Genomic DNA, 16260 nt, shown 5'->3' on the forward strand with positions numbered 1-16260 from the left:
ACCAGGTGCTGGACGGCTGGGTCGCGGCCCAGCGCCTCCAGGACGACCGCGCTGACCTGCTGCGGCGGCTCAACGCCGCCATCTCGGACCACGATGCGAAGGTGGGCCCGTCCTTCCTTATGCGCGACCTCGAGGACGGCGGGGTCGCGGACGTATGGCGGTACGAGATCCTGCCGCTCCTGGCGGAGCACCACTACGGCGACGGCGTCGACCCGGAGGCGCGGTACGGCTTGGCAACGCTGCGTCGCCAAGAGACGCGACCGGTCGCGGACAGGACCGAGGATGTCCAGCCCGCGGATTGAGCTGCGGGAGGCGGACAAGCACACCTTCCACCGGTTGCTGAGGGAGGTCGCAGCTGGGCTCGTCGAGGCGGGGATCGCGGCGGTCGCGCCGACCTTCGTTGCGGACGAGTGCCGGGTCAGCAGCGTGCGCAAGATCGGCGTCGTCCGGATCGCCGGGTACGACGTCTGGATCCGGCCGAGGACGCCGGTTCGGCGGCTGTTCGCGATGCTCGGGTACGCCCGCGCCGGGAGCGCGATCTGGGAGGACGAGGACTTCGGGTTCGCGGCCGACGACGATCTCGTCCCGGCGCTGGCGCACGCGTTCGAGCGGCAGGCAGCGCGAGCGCTCGTCGTCGGTCCGCTCCGCGGGTACGTGACGCGGGAGGACGTGCTGCCGTTGGTCCGGGGCCGGTGGCGGATCGGTGACCAGCTGACTCGTCGGGGTGGGCAGCCGCTACCGGTCGAGGTGTCGTTCGACGACTACGTCGAGGACATCGCGGAGAACCAGCTCGTGCTGACCGCAGCCGCGCGGTTGCTGCGGCTGCCGGGCGTTCCGGACGACGTCGTCTCGCGCTTGCGCCGGGTGGTGCGGGTGCTCGACGGGGTGACGATGATCCCGGTCGGTGCGCCCGTTCCGGTAGTCCGGACGGACCGGCGGAACGCCCGCTACTCTGCGGTGCTGCCGCTCGCGTCCCTCGTGCTGTCCGGCGCGTCGATCGAGCAGCGGGCCGGGTCGCACATCGGGGCTGGGTTCCTCGACGACATGTGGTCGGTGTTCGGGGACTTCGTGACCGCCTCTCTGCGGGAGGCCTTCCGGCCGTACGGGGGAGAGCTGGTGGCGCAGTACTCTTCGACGCTCGACATCGGGGGGACGGTGAAGATCGCGCCGGACCTCGTGTGGCTCGTCGACGGGGAGGTCCGGGCGTGCATCGACGTCAAGTACAAGGTTGAGAAGCACGGGCAGGACCCGAACGCTGATCTGTACCAGATGGCGGCGTACTGCCGGAGGTTCGGGTTGGGGGAGGGGCACCTTGTGTACGCGGCGGGCGGAGTGGGCTCCGGCCCGGTCGACGTATTGCAAGGTCCATCACTGATCCGTACGGCGCTAGACCTGTCTGAACCGTGCCACACGGTCGCGGAAGCCCTGCAAGTCCTCTCGTTGAGAGTCGCCGGGGCGTGATCGCGTACTCGAAGCCGCGCTGCCCGACCGTTGGACTTATCGGGTCGGTGTCCGCCTCTCCCCGAGGTCGGGCGAACACCCGCCGATCGGATTCGAGCTCCCGGTCATCGCGAGTTAGCCAACGCTCGCGTCTTGCGTGAGGATGGAGCGCGCGGTCTGGACGCCGCGAGATGGTCGTAACGGAGCAGGAGTACTAACCCCTTGGTGAATCACGTCGCCTTCATCTGGAACATCGCCGAGTCGCTGCGCGGGCCGTTCAAGCCCTCTGAGTACGGATCGGTCGTTCTCCCGTTCACGGTGCTCCGCCGACTTGACGCCGTCCTGGCGGACACGAAGTCCGCCGTTCTCCATACCGCGAAAGCAATCGGCTCGATGCCCGAGATGCTGCGGACCGTCACCCTCACCGAAGCCTCGGGTCACGAGTTCTACAACACGTCACCGTTCGACCTCGGGAAGCTCGTCGCTGATCCGCAGGACCTCCGTGCGAACTTTGCGTCGTACCTGGCCGGGTTCTCGTCGAACGTGCGAGACATCTTCGACCGGTTTGAGTTCGACAAGACCCTGAACAAGCTGGCTGAGAAGAACAAGCTTTTCACGGTTACGGAAAAGTTCGCGCAGGCCGACTTCCACCCCCGCACAGTCAGCAACATTCAGATGGGGCTCGTGTTCGAGGAACTCATCCGATTCGCGAACGAGAAGTCGAACGAGACCGCGGGTGATCACTACACGCCCCGCGAGGTGATCGCTCTGATGGTGCAGCTGCTGTTCGCCCTCGACGACGACGCCCTCTCGAAGTCGGGTGTGGTCCGGTCCATCTACGACCCGACCGCCGGAACCGGCGGGATGCTGTCCGTCGCTGACGAGTACCTGCGCAGAATGAACCCTGGGATCCAGCTCAGCCTGTATGGGCAGGACTACAACGACGCGTCGTACGCAATCTGCAAGGCCGACATGGTCATCAAGGGCCAGGAAGTCGACAACATCGCCCTCGGTGACACCCTGACCGAGGACGCCTTCGACGACAAGCACTTCGACTACGGCCTGTCCAACCCGCCATTCGGCGTCGACTGGAAGGACCAGCGCACCGCCGTTGACGACGAGCACATCAAGCTCGGCTTCAACGGTCGATTCGGCCCCGGAACCCCCGCTGTCAGCGACGGGGCCATGCTGTTCCTGCTGCACCTGGTATCGAAGATGCGCAAGCCCGAGGACGGCGGCTCCCGCGTGGCTATTGTCCTCAACGGGTCGCCGCTGTTTTCCGGCGGAGCCGGCGGCGGGGAGTCGAACATCCGCAAGTGGCTGCTCGACAACGACCTCATCGAAGCGATCATCGGATTGCCGAAGGATATGTTCTACAACACCGGCATCTCCACCTACATCTGGATCCTCACCAACCGCAAGGAAGGCGACCGCAAGCGCCGGGTGCAGCTCATCGACGGCCGTGAGATGTTCATCAAGCTCCGCAAAGGCCTCGGCTCCAAGCGTAACGAGCTGTCGCCGCGGAACATCGAGAAGATTGTTGGCCTCTACGCCGGATTCGAGGATGCCGAGCACTCGAAGATCTTCCGCAACGACCACTTCCTCTACCGCACGATCACCGTCGAACGCCCCCTGAAACTCAATTGGCGCGCCACACCTGAGCGCTTTGACGCCGTCTTCGAAGCGAAGGCCGTCCAAAAGCTGAGCGAGTCGGATGCCGCAGCGCTACGTGCCGCCCTCGACCGGCTCGGCACCGACACCGTCTGGAAGAACCGCACAGCATTCCACAAGGCGCTGAAGGACGCCGCGAAAGCCGAAGGCCTCACACTCCCCGCACCGCTGCTCAAGAGCGTGACCACCGAGCTCGGTGAGCAGGACGACACCGCCGATACCTGCACCGACGGCAAGGGAAACCCGGAACCGGACCCATCGCTCCGCGACACAGAGAACGTGCCATGGGACGAAGACGTGAACGCTTACGTCGCCCGCGAAGTCCTCCCTCACGCGCCAGAGGCTTGGGTCGATCACTCCAAGACCAAGGAAGGCGCGGAAATCCCCTTCACCCGCCACTTCTACCAGTATGTACCACCCCGGCCACTCGAAGAAATTGACCGGGACCTCGACGCTGTCATGGACCGACTCCGCGCGATGCTCACCGAGGTCGAACGGTGAGCATCCAGACCGAGCTTCTCGCTGCACCAAAAGTCCCACTGCGGTACTTGGTCCGGTTCAACCCTCGACCATCGGCGACGAAGAGCGACGAGTCGTGCTATCTGCCGATGGAGGCCATTTCGGAGTTTGGTGCTGTCGACTCCTCACGAAGGCGGCCGACGTCTGAGCTCGCGCAGGGCTACTCGTTCTTAGCGGACGGTGACGTGGCGTACGCCAAGGTGACTCCGTGCTTCGAAAACGGTAAAGGGCTGCGCGCTACAGCTCTACCTGAGGGCCATGCGTTCGCGACGACCGAGATCACGGTGATGCGCCCGTCGAGTTCGTTGGATTCTCGTTACCTTGCATGGACTTTGCAATCCGAGGACTTCCGTGGGCCTGGGGAAGCGCACATGAGCGGGGCCGGCGGACTGAAGCGTGTTCCAGAGTCTTACGCCGCTCGGTTCCGTGTCCGTCACCCGAGCATCGATGTGCAGCGGGCGGTTGCGGACTATCTGGATCGCGAGACGGCGCAAATCGACGCGTTCATCGCGAAGAACGAGGAACTCATCACCCTCCTCACCGAACGCCGCACCGCGCAGATCGATGCTCTGTTGTCGTCCGTCGCCTCCGAACAACACGAAGTCAAGATCAATTGGCTGTTCACGTTTCATAACGGTGATCGCGGTGCTTCGTATCCGTCTCGGGATGAGTACGTGAGTGAAGGCGTCCCATTCATCAATGCAGGCCACCTTAAGAATGGCGCCGTTGATTATAATGCTATGAACTACATCCCCGACGTAAAGTTTGCAGAAATGGGTGGGGCAAAGCTGCGAGCGGGAGATATTCTGTTCTGCCTACGAGGCTCACTCGGGAAGCTTGGAGTGTTTGATGAAGACGGCTCGGGCGCACTGGCCTCGTCGCTAGTTGCGCTTCGGAGACGCAACCCAGCAATGTCGGTGACCTTCTTCGCGTACCTTCTGCAGTCGTCGCGGGTACGAGATGCGATCGATCTTGCTCAGACGGGATCAGCTCAGCCGAATCTGTCGGTAGAACAGCTTGCACAGTTCCGACTCTCAGTGCCAGGAGTGGCGGCGCAACACGAAATTGCTCGCAAGATCGAATTAATTACTGAATCTGTGGATGAAGCTATCGAGATTGCTCGGTGCGGAGTATCTTTGGCTCAAGAGCGCCGTGCCGAACTAATAACGGCGACGGTGACAGGCAAAATTGACGTGGAGGTGGCAGCATGAGCGTTGTTGCGGGGGCGCATCTGGAATCGGTGCTGGAGAACGAGATTGCCGAGCACCTCGCCGCTAACGGGTGGCTGTATTCGCCGTCAGACGCTGGGTACGACCGCGAGCTCGCACTGTTCCCCGAGGACGTGCTCGGTTGGTTGGAGGAGTCGCAGCCGACCGAATTCGCGAAGGTCGTCCGGCTGCTTGACACGGACGCTCAGCGTGACGCGGCGGCCCGCGGCATCCTGACACGTCTGGCGAAGTCACTGGATCTGGATCCGTTGAAGAACGGTGGGACGATCCGGATCCTGCATGAGGGGTTCTCGATGGTGCCGCTGCACGGGGGTGCGGTGAAGTTCCGGTTGGCGCAGTTCCAGCCGGCAACTACTCAGAACCCAGACACGCTCGACGCGTACGCGAAGATGCGAGTGCGGGTGGTCCGTCAGGTGCACTACTCGGTGAAGCATCCGAACAAGGCGTTGGATCTGGTCCTGTTCGTGAACGGCATCCCGGTCTCGACGATCGAGTTGAAGACGGACTTCACTCAGGCCATCGGGAACGCCGTCGATCAATACCGCTTCGACCGGTCGCCGGCTGGAGAGCCCCTGTTCGGGTTCGCGAAGCGATCGCTGGTGCACTTCGTAGTGTCAAACTCCGAGGTGCGGATGACGACCAAGCTTGCGGGCGCGGCGACTCGGTTCCTGCCTTTCAACAAGGGTGCGGACGAGGGGGCTGGGAACCCAGTGAACCCGCACGGGTCGGCCTCCTCGTACTTCTGGGAGCAGATCCTCGAGCGCGACACCTGGCTGCAACTGTTGGGGTCGTTCGTGCACCTGCAGGTCGAGACAGATGTCGACCCGGACACCGGCAAGAAGACAAGAACGCAGAAAGTGCTGTTTCCCCGCTACCACCAGTGGCGCGCCGTGACCCGGCTCGTTGAGGCGGCGCGAGCTGAGGGGGCAGGCAAGCGCTACCTGGTGCAGCATTCGGCGGGGTCGGGGAAGACGAACTCGATCTCCTGGCTCGCCCACCGCCTCTCGCAACTTCACGACGACGAGAACCAGCGAGTGTTCGACACGGTCGTCGTCGTCACAGACCGGACGGTGCTGGACAAGCAGCTGCAGGATGCGATCGCACAGTTCGAGAAGCAGGCCGGCGTGGTGCAGTCCATCACGAGGGATGGGGGTGAGTCAAAGTCGAAGCAGCTCGCCGCCGCACTCACCGGTGGTAAGAACATCGTGATCGTGACGATCCAGTCGTTCGAGGCGCTGATCACCGCTATCCAGACTCTGCCCGAGCTGAAGGGGCGCCGTTTCGCGGTGATCGCGGACGAAGCTCATTCGTCACAGACTGGGTCGACGGCTGGAGCGTTGACGAAGGTGCTGTCTCCGGACGAGCAGGCAGCCGTCGCTGAGGGTGCGCCGATCGACTCGGACGCGTACCTGCAATGGGCCATGTCGGTCACTGCGTCGGCGCCAAATCTCTCCTATTTCGCGTTCACTGCTACCCCGAAGGCGAAGACCTTAGAACTGTTCGGGCTGATGCCGGAGGGGGCCGGGTCGGATGCGACGCCGGAGCCGTTCGACCTGTACTCAATGCAGCAGGCGATCGAGGAGGGCTTCATCCTGGATGTGTTGCAGAACTACACCCCGTACAAGGTTGCGTGGAAGCTGCAACATCCCGACGGAGACTACGACGGCGCCCGCGAGGTCGACGAGTCAACCGCAGTAAAGGCGCTCGTCCGGTACGTACGGCTGCACCCGACGAACATCAGCCAGAAGGCCAAGATCGTCGTCGACCACTTCCGCACCTTCGTGCAGCCGCTGCTGGACGGCAAGGCGAAGGCGATGGTGGTCACCGGGTCCCGGCTCGAGGCCGTGCGTTGGAAGAAGTACCTCGACAGCTACATCACCGATGCGGGCGTACTGGGTGTGCGGTCGCTGGTGGCGTTCTCCGGCACGGTCGAGGACCCCGACGACGTCGGCGAGGGACTGACGGAACGGACCCAGAACCCTGGGGTGCAGTCGGGTCTCGCGGAGGCGTTCAAGCCAGTCACCTTCAACGTGATGATCGTTGCGGAAAAGTTCCAGACCGGATTCGACCAACCTCGCCTGGTCGCGATGTACGTCGACAAGAAGCTCGGCGGGGTGCAAGCCGTGCAGACCCTTTCCCGGCTGAACCGCACCCACCCGGGCAAGAACAAGACGTACGTCCTCGACTTCGTCAACGACCCACAGGAGGTGCTGAACGCATTCCTGCCCTACTACCGGAAGGCAACGCTCACCGCGACGACCGATCCAAATCTCATCTACGACCTCGTGGCGAAACTCGACTCGGCCGGGATCTACGACATGACCGAGGTGGAGCAGGCATTCAACGCCGCTCTCACGGGCGGCCTGAATGTGAACTCGAAGGTCTCGGCAGCGACCGCTCCAGCCGTGGACCGGTTCCAGAAGCGGTGGGTCGCTGCAGTGCTCGACGACGACAAGGACGAACAGGACGAACTTCGACTGTTCAAGGCGGACGTTGGCAACTTCGTGAAGTTCTACGACTTCATCTCCCAAGCCCGCAACCTCGAAGACACCGACCTGCCCCGCCGACACTACTTCTTCCGCCGCATCCTCCCGCAACTCTCGACCGCGACTATCCTCGATCCTGTCGATGTCTCGGATGTGTCCCTTGTAGGCTTCAAGATCAGCGCTGGCGATGCGGTGAAGCTGAGGCTTGAACAGGGGCCGGGATTGGATCCGATCACCGCGATCGGCTCAGGTGCCATCCACGAAAAACACCTCAGTACGCTCGAGGCGATTGTCCAAAAGATCAACGACCGCCTTGGAGATAGGTACGGGGTCGGCGTCGTGGATCTGCAACTGAATCACATTGTTGGCAAACTTGCCCTAGACGATGATCTTGCGGAGCAGGCATTGGTCAATACAGAGCAACAGTTCGCCGAATCGCCCGCGGTGCCGAAAGCGTTCACCAGCGCTTTGCTCAAGGTTCGCGCGGACACCCCGGCATTCATCGATGATCTGTTCGAGGACGACGTGCTTTTCAAAGAGCTGAGCAAGGCTTTGCCGGTGATGCTCTACGAGTATTTGAGGAAGGACGGCCGAAGCGGCTGACAACATCAATCGGAGGATGCGCGGCGCGAGCAAGCGGACTCGGCATGCCCGTCATGGGAAGGCGATACAAGCGGCTTATGTTCGTCGTGACCACACCCCCGCCGGCTTCCCCGGCCCCTCCGCCCGCTTCCCCTCCGCAGCCTCGAGCATCGGCACCATCGCCCGCCGGAACGAGTCCGGCAACAGCGCCCGCCCCGCCACGGCCTCGTGCACCCGTCGCAACTCCGTCATCGTGAACGGCTCCGCCACGAGCCCACACGGATCGGGAGCCACCTCGTACGAGGCCTGCAACCGCGCCACCGCCACGGCCACGATGTCGTCGTGCCCGTGCACCATCCCCGTCGCCGCGGCGACGGGCACGAGCCGCGCCTTCGACCCGTCCAGCCCTGGGGCCAGTGACGAGAACGGCACCACGTCGAGGTGCCCGACCGACATCACCCACCCCCGACTGTCCCGCGCAGGATCGTCGAACACCTGCAACTGCTGCGGCGCCAACCCCGTCACGCCGGCCTTCGCCCGCAGCGACCGCAGCACGGCATCGGCCAACCGCTCGCCCTCGTGCACGAACGTCCCCGGCAGCCGCCAGTCCCCGTCGACAGCGTCCCGCACCTGCAGCACGGACAACTCCTCCTCCACAGGTACCGTCAGCACGGCGGTATCCACAGCCACCGAGGGTCGCGGGTAGTCGACCAGGCGCTTTCCGGCAGCATCGCGGTACTCACTCACGACGACGAGTTTACGCAGTCTTGCGTAAACCGCGACCGCATGCCACGATCGTGTTTACGCAGAAGCGCGCAAACTAGGGGAGGCGCTCATGAACACCACCACACACGACCGCGCGATCGGCGCCGTGCTCGGCTCCGCCGCGGGCGACGCCCTCGGCGCGGGCTACGAGTTCAAGCCGGCCGTCCCGGAACCCACTCCCATCCGCATGGCGGGCGGCGGCTCCTTCGGCTGGGCGCCGGGGGAGTGGACCGACGACACGAGCATGGCCGTCCCGATCCTCCGCACCCTCGCCCGAGGCGGCGACCCCGCCGCTGAGCCCTCGCTCGACGGCCTCGTCGCCGCCTGGGCTGCATGGGCACAGAATGCCCCCGACGTCGGCATCCAGACACGCAGCGTGCTCACCGGCCTGGAGGCACGCACCGCCGCCCACAGTCGCTCTGCGGCCCGGCAGGAACACGAGTTCAAGGGCCGGTCCGCGGGGAACGGCTCGCTCATGCGCACGGCTCCGCTGGTGCTCGGCTACCTCCGCGACGAGGACGGTGAAGAGGCGAAGCTCGCCGAGGCCGCCCGCGCGATCAGTGACCTGACCCACTTCGAGGCGGACGCCGGCGACGGGTGCGTCCTGTGGTGCGTCGCGATGCGGCACGCGGTGCTCACCGGCGAGCTCGACGTCCTCCGCGGGCTCAAGCTGCTCGACCTCGACCGCCGCCAGCTCTGGGCGGAGCGACTCGTCCGTGCCGAACACGCCGAACCGGTCGACTTCACCGACTCGAACGGCTGGGTCGTGTCCGCCCTCCAGGCTGCGTACGCCGCGGTCCTCAAGAGCACCACGCTCGAGGACGCGCTCGTCCGCGCGGTCCGCACCGGCAACGACACCGACACGGTCGCCGCGATCGCCGGAGGCCTGGCGGGAGCGCTGTACGGAGCATCGGCGCTCCCGGCCGAGTGGCGCGAACTGCTCCACGGGTGGCCGGCGCTGCGTGCGGACGACCTCGTCGCCCTCAGTGAGCAGGCCCTCGCCGCGCGGTAGCGATGGCGGGGCCGGGTCGGAGGATGTTGTGGGGGGATCCTCCGGCCCGGCCTCGCACGCAGAGCAGGTTCGACGCGGACTGGAGGCACGGATCACCTTGTCAGCGCGACGTGCGTCGCGCAGGTAGTCCGATCCTCCGGGCCGGTTGCCTGTGGTCCTGCTGACCGGTGGCCGTCAGGCGGCGCTGCGTCGCGGGCGGAACACGCCCGCCCGGACCAGCCACACGTACAGCAGGCAGCCGATGCAGACGTCGAAGACGGCGTTGAGGAACGCGGCGACCAGCGCGATCGCGGCGCCGACGGGTGCGGCGTAGGGGACGCCGACCAGGGCGAGCACGAGGGCGAGCGCCGTGATGACCAGGCCGACCTGCTGGGCGAAGGTCGGGGGCTCGGGGGCCTCGAGCTCGGCGGGCGGTGCGAGCCTCGGCCGGACGAAGCGGCGGAACAGCGCGCCGTACGGGTGGCGGCGGATGCCCGCGATGCCGCCGATCGCGAAGAACACGACGATGACGGCCAGGAGCACGATGCCGGCGGCCCACGTGGCGGGCACGAGGGTCAGGATGATCGTCGCCGCGAGGAGGACGGTCGTGATCGCGGCGCCGAAGCGGGGCGAGCGCGGGTCGATCCCGCGGGCGGTGTCGTTCGTGGTGGTCATCTGGACTCCCGGGATCCGGCGGTCAGGACGGTGTCGAGTGCGGCGGCGAGCTCCGCGGGGCGGGGCGGGCCGCCGAAGCGCGTGCGGACGGTGCGATCGGCGTCGAGGAGCAGGACCGTCGGGGTCTGCATGACGTCGAAGCGGCGCGCGAGTTCGGGACGTTCGGCGAGGTCGACCTCGATGCGGCGGACATCCTCGTGGCGGTCGGCGACGGCGTCGAGCTGGCGGCGGGTCGCCGGGCAGCGCGCGCAGGTCGGCGTGGAGAACTGGACGAGGGTCGCCGCGGGGCCGAAGTCCTCCGCTGCGGCGAGGTCGTCGGCGCGCGGGGCGTCGGTCGTCGTCGCGGCGGTGCGGGCTCGGCCGGTGCGCTGGCGCAGCACGAGGCCGATCACGGTCGCGAGGGCGAGGACCCCGACGAGCACGGCGATCGCGGTTCCGACGGTCATGCGGCGACGCTACGCCCGACCGGTGACGCTCGAGGGAACGTGTCGCTCCGTGACGTGTGCGGGGATCAGTCCGGGATGCCGAGCCGCTCGCACTCGGCCCACTCCTCGGGGCGGCGCTCCGCGAGCCAGGCCGTGAACTCTCGGTAACCGCGGTAGTTCGTGAAGATCATGAACTGCTTCTTCTTGCGGTCGTTCCACGCGGTCAGGCTGACGAACCGCTGTCCGCCGCCGTTCGACTGCGTGGCGTAGCGGAGCATGCGGATGTCGTCGACCTCGCGGCGGCGGAGCTTGCCGAAGCCGGACTTCACGTCGTAGTGGCGGTCGTACACGTCCACCCGGGTGGCGCCGAGCGCGAGGCCGAAGAGCAGGAGCAGCGTGCCGAGCACGGCCATGATGCCGAAGGACGTGCCGTCGGCTCCCGGGCCGGCGAGCTGCTGGACGATGAAACCGGGGATACCGATGACCGCCGTGACGGCGCCGAGTCCGATGAAGATGACTCCGGGGAAGCGGGGGCGGCGGACCACGAACAGGGGTCCCGTTCCCTTGGCCGTCTCGGTGCCGCCCCAGGTGTTCGTCTGCTCGCTCATCGATTCCCCTCCGTCGGACACCGTACCGGGATCGGCGGATGCTCGGCCCGGCAAGCGATGGCGTGCCACTGGTCGAGGATCCGCTCGACGCGATCCGCCATCTCGGCCGGGTCGTCGTGCTCCCAGGCGCGGACGACCCGCCAGCCCTCGTGCACCAGGATCGCCTCGTTGCGGGCGTCAGGCTGCCGGTTCGCCAGGAGCTTGCGCTGCCACAGCTCGGCGTTGGCCCTCGGCAGGTGGGTGTGGTCCGGGCAGAAGTGCCAGAAGCAGCCGTCGACGAACACGGCGACGCGGGCGCGCGGGAAGACGAGGTCGGGGCGGACTCGGCAGCGGGAGCTCACGGGGCGGTCGACGAAGAACCGGCGGCCGCGGCGGTGGAGCTCGCGACGGACGGCGAGCTCCGGCGCGGTGTCCCGTCGGCCGAACCGGGCCATGTGGCGGCGGCGGGCGTCGTCGGCCTCCCAGCGGTCCATCGCCCCAGCGTTCCATCCGGGACCGGAACGACCGACACCTCGCCGGTGGTCTGTGGACGACGTGTCAGGCGCGCACGGATTCGTCGGCGGCCTGCATGTACCGGCGTGCAGCGGCCACTCGACGCAGTGCGTGCGGCACGAACCAGACGATCACGCAGATGAGTACCACCAGGAAGATGCGACTGAACCACCACTGCCACGGCTCGCCCGAAGTCAACCGTGGGATCTGCGGTCCGGCGATCAGGCAGGAGAGGAGGACGAGCTGCGTCGTCTGGAGCGGCAGGACGATGGCCGTGCCGCGTGCTCGGTCGAACGCGCGTCGGGCCGCTCCGGCAGCAGGTCGATCAGCGTCAGGAAGACCGAGACGAGCCCGGCGAGACCGGCGACGGTGATCGTGCCGCCGATCGCCAGGAGGACGACGTCCGAGCCCTTCTCGAGCCTCACGCCGCCGATGGCGCTCCCGACACCGCCGACGACCGCGCCGACGACCGCGATCACGATCGAGCGGCGGATCGCCCGCTGTGCCCGCGTCGCTGTCTCGTCCACATCGGTGACTGTAGGCACGACCGCGCCGGTCCGTCCGGTTCCGTAGCATCGGGGGGATGAGCAGCGACGTGACCCCCGGCCGGTACCGCCACTTCAAGGGCGGCGAGTACAAGGTGGTCCTCGTCGCGCAGGACGTCGAGACCGAGGAGCCGGTGGTCGTCTACCAGGCGCTCTACGGCGCACGCGGGCACTGGGTCCGGTCCCTCGCCGACTTCACCGCGCACGTGTCCCGCGACGGCTACGAGGGACCGCGGTTCGTGCGGATCGAGCCTGTCGGCGGCCGCCCCTAGGCTCGTCAGCGCACCAGACGAGACGGGGGAGCGCATGCAGATCGGCGTCGACGGGCAGGTCCTGCTCAGCCCGAGCGACCTCAGCACGTGGGCGTCCTGCGAGTGGGCGTTCCTCCGCCGCCTCGACGCCAAGCTCGGTCGCGGTGGACCGCTGCCCGACGAGCACGACGACATGCTCGAGCGCACCGCACGTCTGGGTGACCAGCACGAGCTCGACTACCTCGACATCCTCAAGCAGACCCGGGACGTCTTGGAGTTCGACCGACCCGCTGAGCGTGACTACGAGACAGCAGCGCGACAAGCGTTGGACGCCTTCGACAAAGGCGCCGACGTGCTCTACCAGCCGACTTTCTTCGAGCCGCCGACCCCTGACCGCCCTGGCTTCATCGGCTTCGCGGACTTCATCGTCCGGAACGCGGCGGGGGAGTACGAGGTCTACGACACCAAGCTCGCCCGGCACGCGAAGATCAGCGCCCTGCTCCAGCTCGCCGCCTACGCCGAGCGGATGCAGGCGCACGGCATCCCGACGGGCCGCCAGGTGCACCTCGTCCTCGGCGATCGGACGACGACCACGCACGACCTCGGCGACATCGCCCCGGTCTACCGGACGCAGCGCGCCGAGCTCGAGCGGCTGATCGCCGAACGGATGGCAGAGCACGACGAGCTCCGCTGGGGTGACCCGCGCTACTCCAGCTGCGGCCGCTGCGCGATCTGCCAGACGCAGGTGCAGCAGCACCGCGACCTGGTCCTCGTCGCCGGGATGCGCCTCGACCAGCGCACGAAGCTCATCCGGCAGGGGGTGCGGACGATCGACGACCTGGCGGACCGCGCCGCGGCGGTGCCAGGTCTGTCGCGATCCACGCAAGACAGACTGGTTCGTCAGGCGCGCCTCCAGACCGAGAGCGAAGCCGAACAGCACGCGCACCGCGGAACCGGCCACGCGACCAAACCGCGCTTCGAGGTCCTCGACCCGGGCGCGCTCGACGCGATCCCCGCACCCGACCCGGGCGACGTGTTCTTCGACTTCGAGGGCGACCCCCTGCACACCGAGGACGGCGTGCACTGGGGACTCGACTACCTGTTCGGCCTGGTCGACGACCGAGCCGCGTTCACGGCGTTCTGGGCGCACACGATCCGCGACGAGCGGCAGGCGTTAGTCGACTTCCTCGCGTTCGTCCAGGAGCGCCGCGAGCAGCACCCGGGCATGCACGTCTACCACTACGCCGCGTACGAGCGGACGCACCTGCTCTCCCTCGCCGCCCGGCACGGCGTCGGCGAGGACGTCGTCGACGACCTGCTCCGCGCGGGGGTCCTCGTCGACCTGTACCCGATAGTCCGCAAGGCCCTGGTGGTCGGGAGCCACAGCTACTCGATCAAGAAGCTCGAGCCGCTCTACATGGGCGACGACCTGCGGCTGAGCGACGTCACGAACGCCGCGGACAGCATCACCGCCTACGTCGACGCGATCGAGGAGCTCCGGAACGGCGACCCGGCCGCGGGGCAGCACATGCTCGACGAGGTCGCCGACTACAACGCCTACGACTGCCGCTCGACGCTGCGGCTGCGGGACTGGCTCCTGTCCCTGCGGCAGGCAGCGCCCGCTGCGCCGGTGCAGCCCGAGGAACTCCTGCCGCCGATCCCGGTCGAGCGCGAACCGAACCCCGTCTACACGGCGCTCGCCGCGGAGCTCGCGGACGTGGACCCCCTCGACCGCGACGCCGACCAGACCGCGCTGGCGCTCGCCGCCGCCGCGATCGACTACCACCGCCGCGAGGCGAAGACCTTCTGGCAGGACCACTTCGACCGCCTCCGGAACCCCGTCGAAGACTGGGCGGACACGCGGGACGTCCTGGTGGTCGAGCGCGCGTCGGTCGAGCGCGACTGGGGCACGCTGCCGCGTGCCCGCTCGCAGTCGAGGGAGATCCGGTTGTCGGGGACGCTCGCGCCCGGCTCGCGGATCCGGCCTGGAGGCACGCCCCACCTCGTCTACGACGACCCGCTCCCGCCGTCGGTCACCGCTCCGGCCCCCGGGTCGAAGGGTGCGTCGGCTCGCGCGGTCGTGCTCGACGCGGGCGAGAACGGCGAGGCGTTCGAGGTGCTGGTCAAGGAGAGCCTGCCGGTCGGTGGCGGGGAGCCGCACGCCGAGTTCCCGGTCGCGCTCGCCCCCGCGGCCCCGCCCCGTGCGAAGCCCCAGCCCGAGGCGATCGCCGAGTGGGGGCAGGGGGTCCTCGACGCGCTCCCGGCGATGCTGCTCGACCCCGCGCTCGACCTGCTCCGTCGGGTCCCGCCGCGGGGAGCGCTCACCGCCGTGCAGGGCGACGACACCGTGTCCGCCGTGGTCGCGACGCTGCTCGGCCTCGACCGGTCGTACCTCGCGATCCAGGGGCCTCCGGGCACCGGCAAGACCTACGTCGGCTCGAACGTCGTCGCCCGACTCGTCCGCGAGCACGGCTGGCGCGTCGGGGTCGTCGGGCAGTCGCACGCGACGTCGGAGAACTTCCTCGCGTCCGTCGTGGGTGCCGGTGTGCCCGCCGACCGGGTCGTGAAGGTCCCGAAGTCCGGCGCCACCGAGGACGAGCTCGAATCCGCCGCGTGGACCCCCGTGAAGAACAACGCCGCCGTCGCCGCGTTCCTGTCCTCGTGCGCAGAGACCGGCACCGGGGGCGTCGTCGGCGGGACCGCGTGGACGTTCGCGAACGAGGGCACGATCCCGCGGCGCTCCCTCGACCTGCTCGTCGTCGACGAGGCCGGGCAGTTCTCGCTCGCCCCGACCATCGCGTCCTCGATCGCCGCGACCCGCCTGCTCCTGCTCGGCGACCCGCAGCAGCTGCCGCAGGTCTCCCAGGGGTCGCACCCGGAGCCGGTCGACCAGTCGGCGCTCGGCTGGCTCGCCGACGGGGAGCACGTGCTGCCCGCGGAGTTCGGCTACTTCCTCGCCCGCACTCGCCGGATGGAGCCCGCGCTGACCGCAGCGGTGTCCGGTCTGTCGTACGACGGGCAGCTGGCGTCGATGGTGTCCGGCCGGCACCTCGAGGGCATCGACCCTGGTGTCCACCCCGTGCCGGTCGTGCACGCCGGGAACACGACGTCCTCGATCGAGGAAGCCGAGCGGGTCGTGGCCCTCGCCCGGGACGTCGTCGGTCGAACGTGGACCGACGGGGACACCACGCGCGTGCTCACCGACGAGGACGTCATCGTCGTCGCGCCCTACAACGCGCAGGGTGCCGTGATCCGCGAGGCACTCGACGCCGCCGGACTCCGGAGCACCCAGGTCGGCACAGTGGACATGTTCCAGGGACGCGAGGCGGTGGTGTCGATCACGTCGCTCGCGGCCTCGAGCGCGGCGGACATCCCGCGGGGGTTGGACTTCCTGCTCATGCCGAACCGGTTGAACGTGGCGCTGTCCCGGGCAAAGTGGGCGGCGTACCTCGTGCACTCACCCGCGCTGACGACCGGGCTGCCGCCGTCGATCGCCGGGCTGTCCCTGCTCTCCCGCTTCATCGAGCTCGTCGAGCCCCGCCACTGACGCCCGAAGGTGGGCTTTCCTCGGCTCATCCGCG

At 67.6% G+C, this 16260-nt stretch carries 14 protein-coding genes; 8 read left to right on the top strand and 6 right to left on the bottom strand.

Annotated features, from left to right (window positions below; translation table 11 throughout):
• The first annotated feature begins 5 nt into the window (after positions 1-5).
• From DEU32_RS12190 to DEU32_RS12210, 5 genes are all read left to right on the top strand, one after another.
• Positions 6-302 (top strand): hypothetical protein, encoded by a 297-nt coding sequence (locus DEU32_RS12190; protein ID WP_114850788.1) that lies wholly within the window; start codon positions 6-8, stop codon positions 300-302.
• A gap of 34 nt (positions 303-336) precedes the next feature.
• Positions 337-1461, top strand: a complete 1125-nt coding sequence (locus DEU32_RS12195) for an McrC family protein (RefSeq protein WP_181819281.1) — start codon at positions 337-339, stop codon at positions 1459-1461.
• Between the two features lie 204 nt (positions 1462-1665).
• A complete protein-coding gene (locus DEU32_RS12200; protein ID WP_258554863.1) occupies positions 1666-3612 on the top strand; it encodes a class I SAM-dependent DNA methyltransferase in 1947 nt (648 codons plus the stop codon).
• Complete coding sequence (locus tag DEU32_RS12205; protein ID WP_147281466.1) at positions 3609-4841, top strand: restriction endonuclease subunit S; 1233 nt, start codon at positions 3609-3611, stop codon at positions 4839-4841. The genes DEU32_RS12200 and DEU32_RS12205 overlap by 4 nt, the downstream gene beginning before the upstream one ends.
• Complete coding sequence (locus tag DEU32_RS12210) at positions 4838-7948, top strand: type I restriction endonuclease subunit R (RefSeq protein WP_114850792.1); 3111 nt, start codon at positions 4838-4840, stop codon at positions 7946-7948. The genes DEU32_RS12205 and DEU32_RS12210 overlap by 4 nt, the downstream gene beginning before the upstream one ends.
• A gap of 75 nt (positions 7949-8023) precedes the next feature.
• On the opposite strand, the gene DEU32_RS17205 is transcribed toward DEU32_RS12210, so the two are convergent.
• Complete coding sequence (locus DEU32_RS17205) at positions 8024-8566, bottom strand: NrtR DNA-binding winged helix domain-containing protein (RefSeq protein ID WP_258554870.1); 543 nt, start codon at positions 8564-8566, stop codon at positions 8024-8026.
• A gap of 196 nt (positions 8567-8762) precedes the next feature.
• Between DEU32_RS17205 and DEU32_RS12220 the strand changes: the two genes are divergently transcribed.
• Entirely contained in the window at positions 8763-9704 is a 942-nt protein-coding gene (locus tag DEU32_RS12220) for an ADP-ribosylglycohydrolase family protein (RefSeq protein ID WP_114850794.1), read from the top strand.
• A gap of 174 nt (positions 9705-9878) precedes the next feature.
• Here DEU32_RS12220 and DEU32_RS12225 read toward each other — a convergent pair whose 3' ends face one another.
• From DEU32_RS12225 to DEU32_RS12245, 5 genes are all read right to left on the bottom strand, one after another.
• The gene (locus tag DEU32_RS12225) at positions 9879-10358 is read right to left on the bottom strand and encodes a DUF4395 domain-containing protein (protein WP_114850795.1); all 480 of its coding nucleotides are present in this window, start codon (positions 10356-10358) and stop codon (positions 9879-9881) included.
• Positions 10355-10804 carry a thioredoxin family protein gene (locus DEU32_RS12230; protein WP_114850796.1) on the bottom strand — a complete coding sequence of 150 codons (450 nt, stop codon included), beginning with the start codon at positions 10802-10804 and terminating at the stop codon, positions 10355-10357. The genes DEU32_RS12225 and DEU32_RS12230 overlap by 4 nt, the downstream gene beginning before the upstream one ends.
• A 65-nt stretch (positions 10805-10869) precedes the next feature.
• Complete coding sequence (locus DEU32_RS12235; protein ID WP_114850797.1) at positions 10870-11391, bottom strand: hypothetical protein; 522 nt, start codon at positions 11389-11391, stop codon at positions 10870-10872.
• Positions 11388-11864 carry a DNA mismatch endonuclease Vsr gene (vsr, locus tag DEU32_RS12240; RefSeq protein ID WP_114850798.1) on the bottom strand — a complete coding sequence of 159 codons (477 nt, stop codon included), beginning with the start codon at positions 11862-11864 and terminating at the stop codon, positions 11388-11390. The genes DEU32_RS12235 and vsr overlap by 4 nt, the downstream gene beginning before the upstream one ends.
• Before the next feature lie 240 nt (positions 11865-12104).
• Positions 12105-12410, bottom strand: coding sequence for a hypothetical protein (locus DEU32_RS12245; protein WP_114850799.1), 306 nt, complete (start codon positions 12408-12410; stop codon positions 12105-12107).
• A 56-nt stretch (positions 12411-12466) separates the two neighbouring features.
• Between DEU32_RS12245 and DEU32_RS12250 the strand changes: the two genes are divergently transcribed.
• Both DEU32_RS12250 and DEU32_RS12255 read left to right on the top strand, forming a co-directional pair.
• Positions 12467-12700: a DUF1653 domain-containing protein gene (locus DEU32_RS12250; RefSeq protein WP_114850800.1), complete on the top strand. Its 234-nt coding sequence runs from the start codon at positions 12467-12469 to the stop codon at positions 12698-12700.
• Between the two features lie 34 nt (positions 12701-12734).
• Complete coding sequence (locus DEU32_RS12255) at positions 12735-16226, top strand: TM0106 family RecB-like putative nuclease (protein ID WP_114850801.1); 3492 nt, start codon at positions 12735-12737, stop codon at positions 16224-16226.
• The last annotated feature ends 34 nt before the right edge of the window (positions 16227-16260 follow it).

This window comes from Curtobacterium sp. AG1037 (assembly GCF_003349855.1).
Taxonomy (GTDB): Bacteria; Actinomycetota; Actinomycetes; order Actinomycetales; family Microbacteriaceae; genus Curtobacterium; species Curtobacterium citreum.

Bases quoted from the DNA above. Each gene is read 5' to 3' on its own strand.
- DEU32_RS12210 (WP_114850792.1), top strand. From the start codon at position 4,838: ATGAGCGTTGTTGCGGGGGCGCATCTGGAATCGGTGCTGGAGAACGAG.
- DEU32_RS12220 (WP_114850794.1), top strand. From the start codon at position 8,763: ATGAACACCACCACACACGACCGCGCGATCGGCGCCGTGCTCGGCTCC.
- DEU32_RS12225 (WP_114850795.1), bottom strand. From the start codon at position 10,358: ATGACCACCACGAACGACACCGCCCGCGGGATCGACCCGCGCTCGCCC.
- DEU32_RS12230 (WP_114850796.1), bottom strand. From the start codon at position 10,804: ATGACCGTCGGAACCGCGATCGCCGTGCTCGTCGGGGTCCTCGCCCTC.
- DEU32_RS12235 (WP_114850797.1), bottom strand. From the start codon at position 11,391: ATGAGCGAGCAGACGAACACCTGGGGCGGCACCGAGACGGCCAAGGGA.
- vsr (WP_114850798.1), bottom strand. From the start codon at position 11,864: ATGGACCGCTGGGAGGCCGACGACGCCCGCCGCCGCCACATGGCCCGG.
- DEU32_RS12250 (WP_114850800.1), top strand. From the start codon at position 12,467: ATGAGCAGCGACGTGACCCCCGGCCGGTACCGCCACTTCAAGGGCGGC.
- DEU32_RS12255 (WP_114850801.1), top strand. From the start codon at position 12,735: ATGCAGATCGGCGTCGACGGGCAGGTCCTGCTCAGCCCGAGCGACCTC.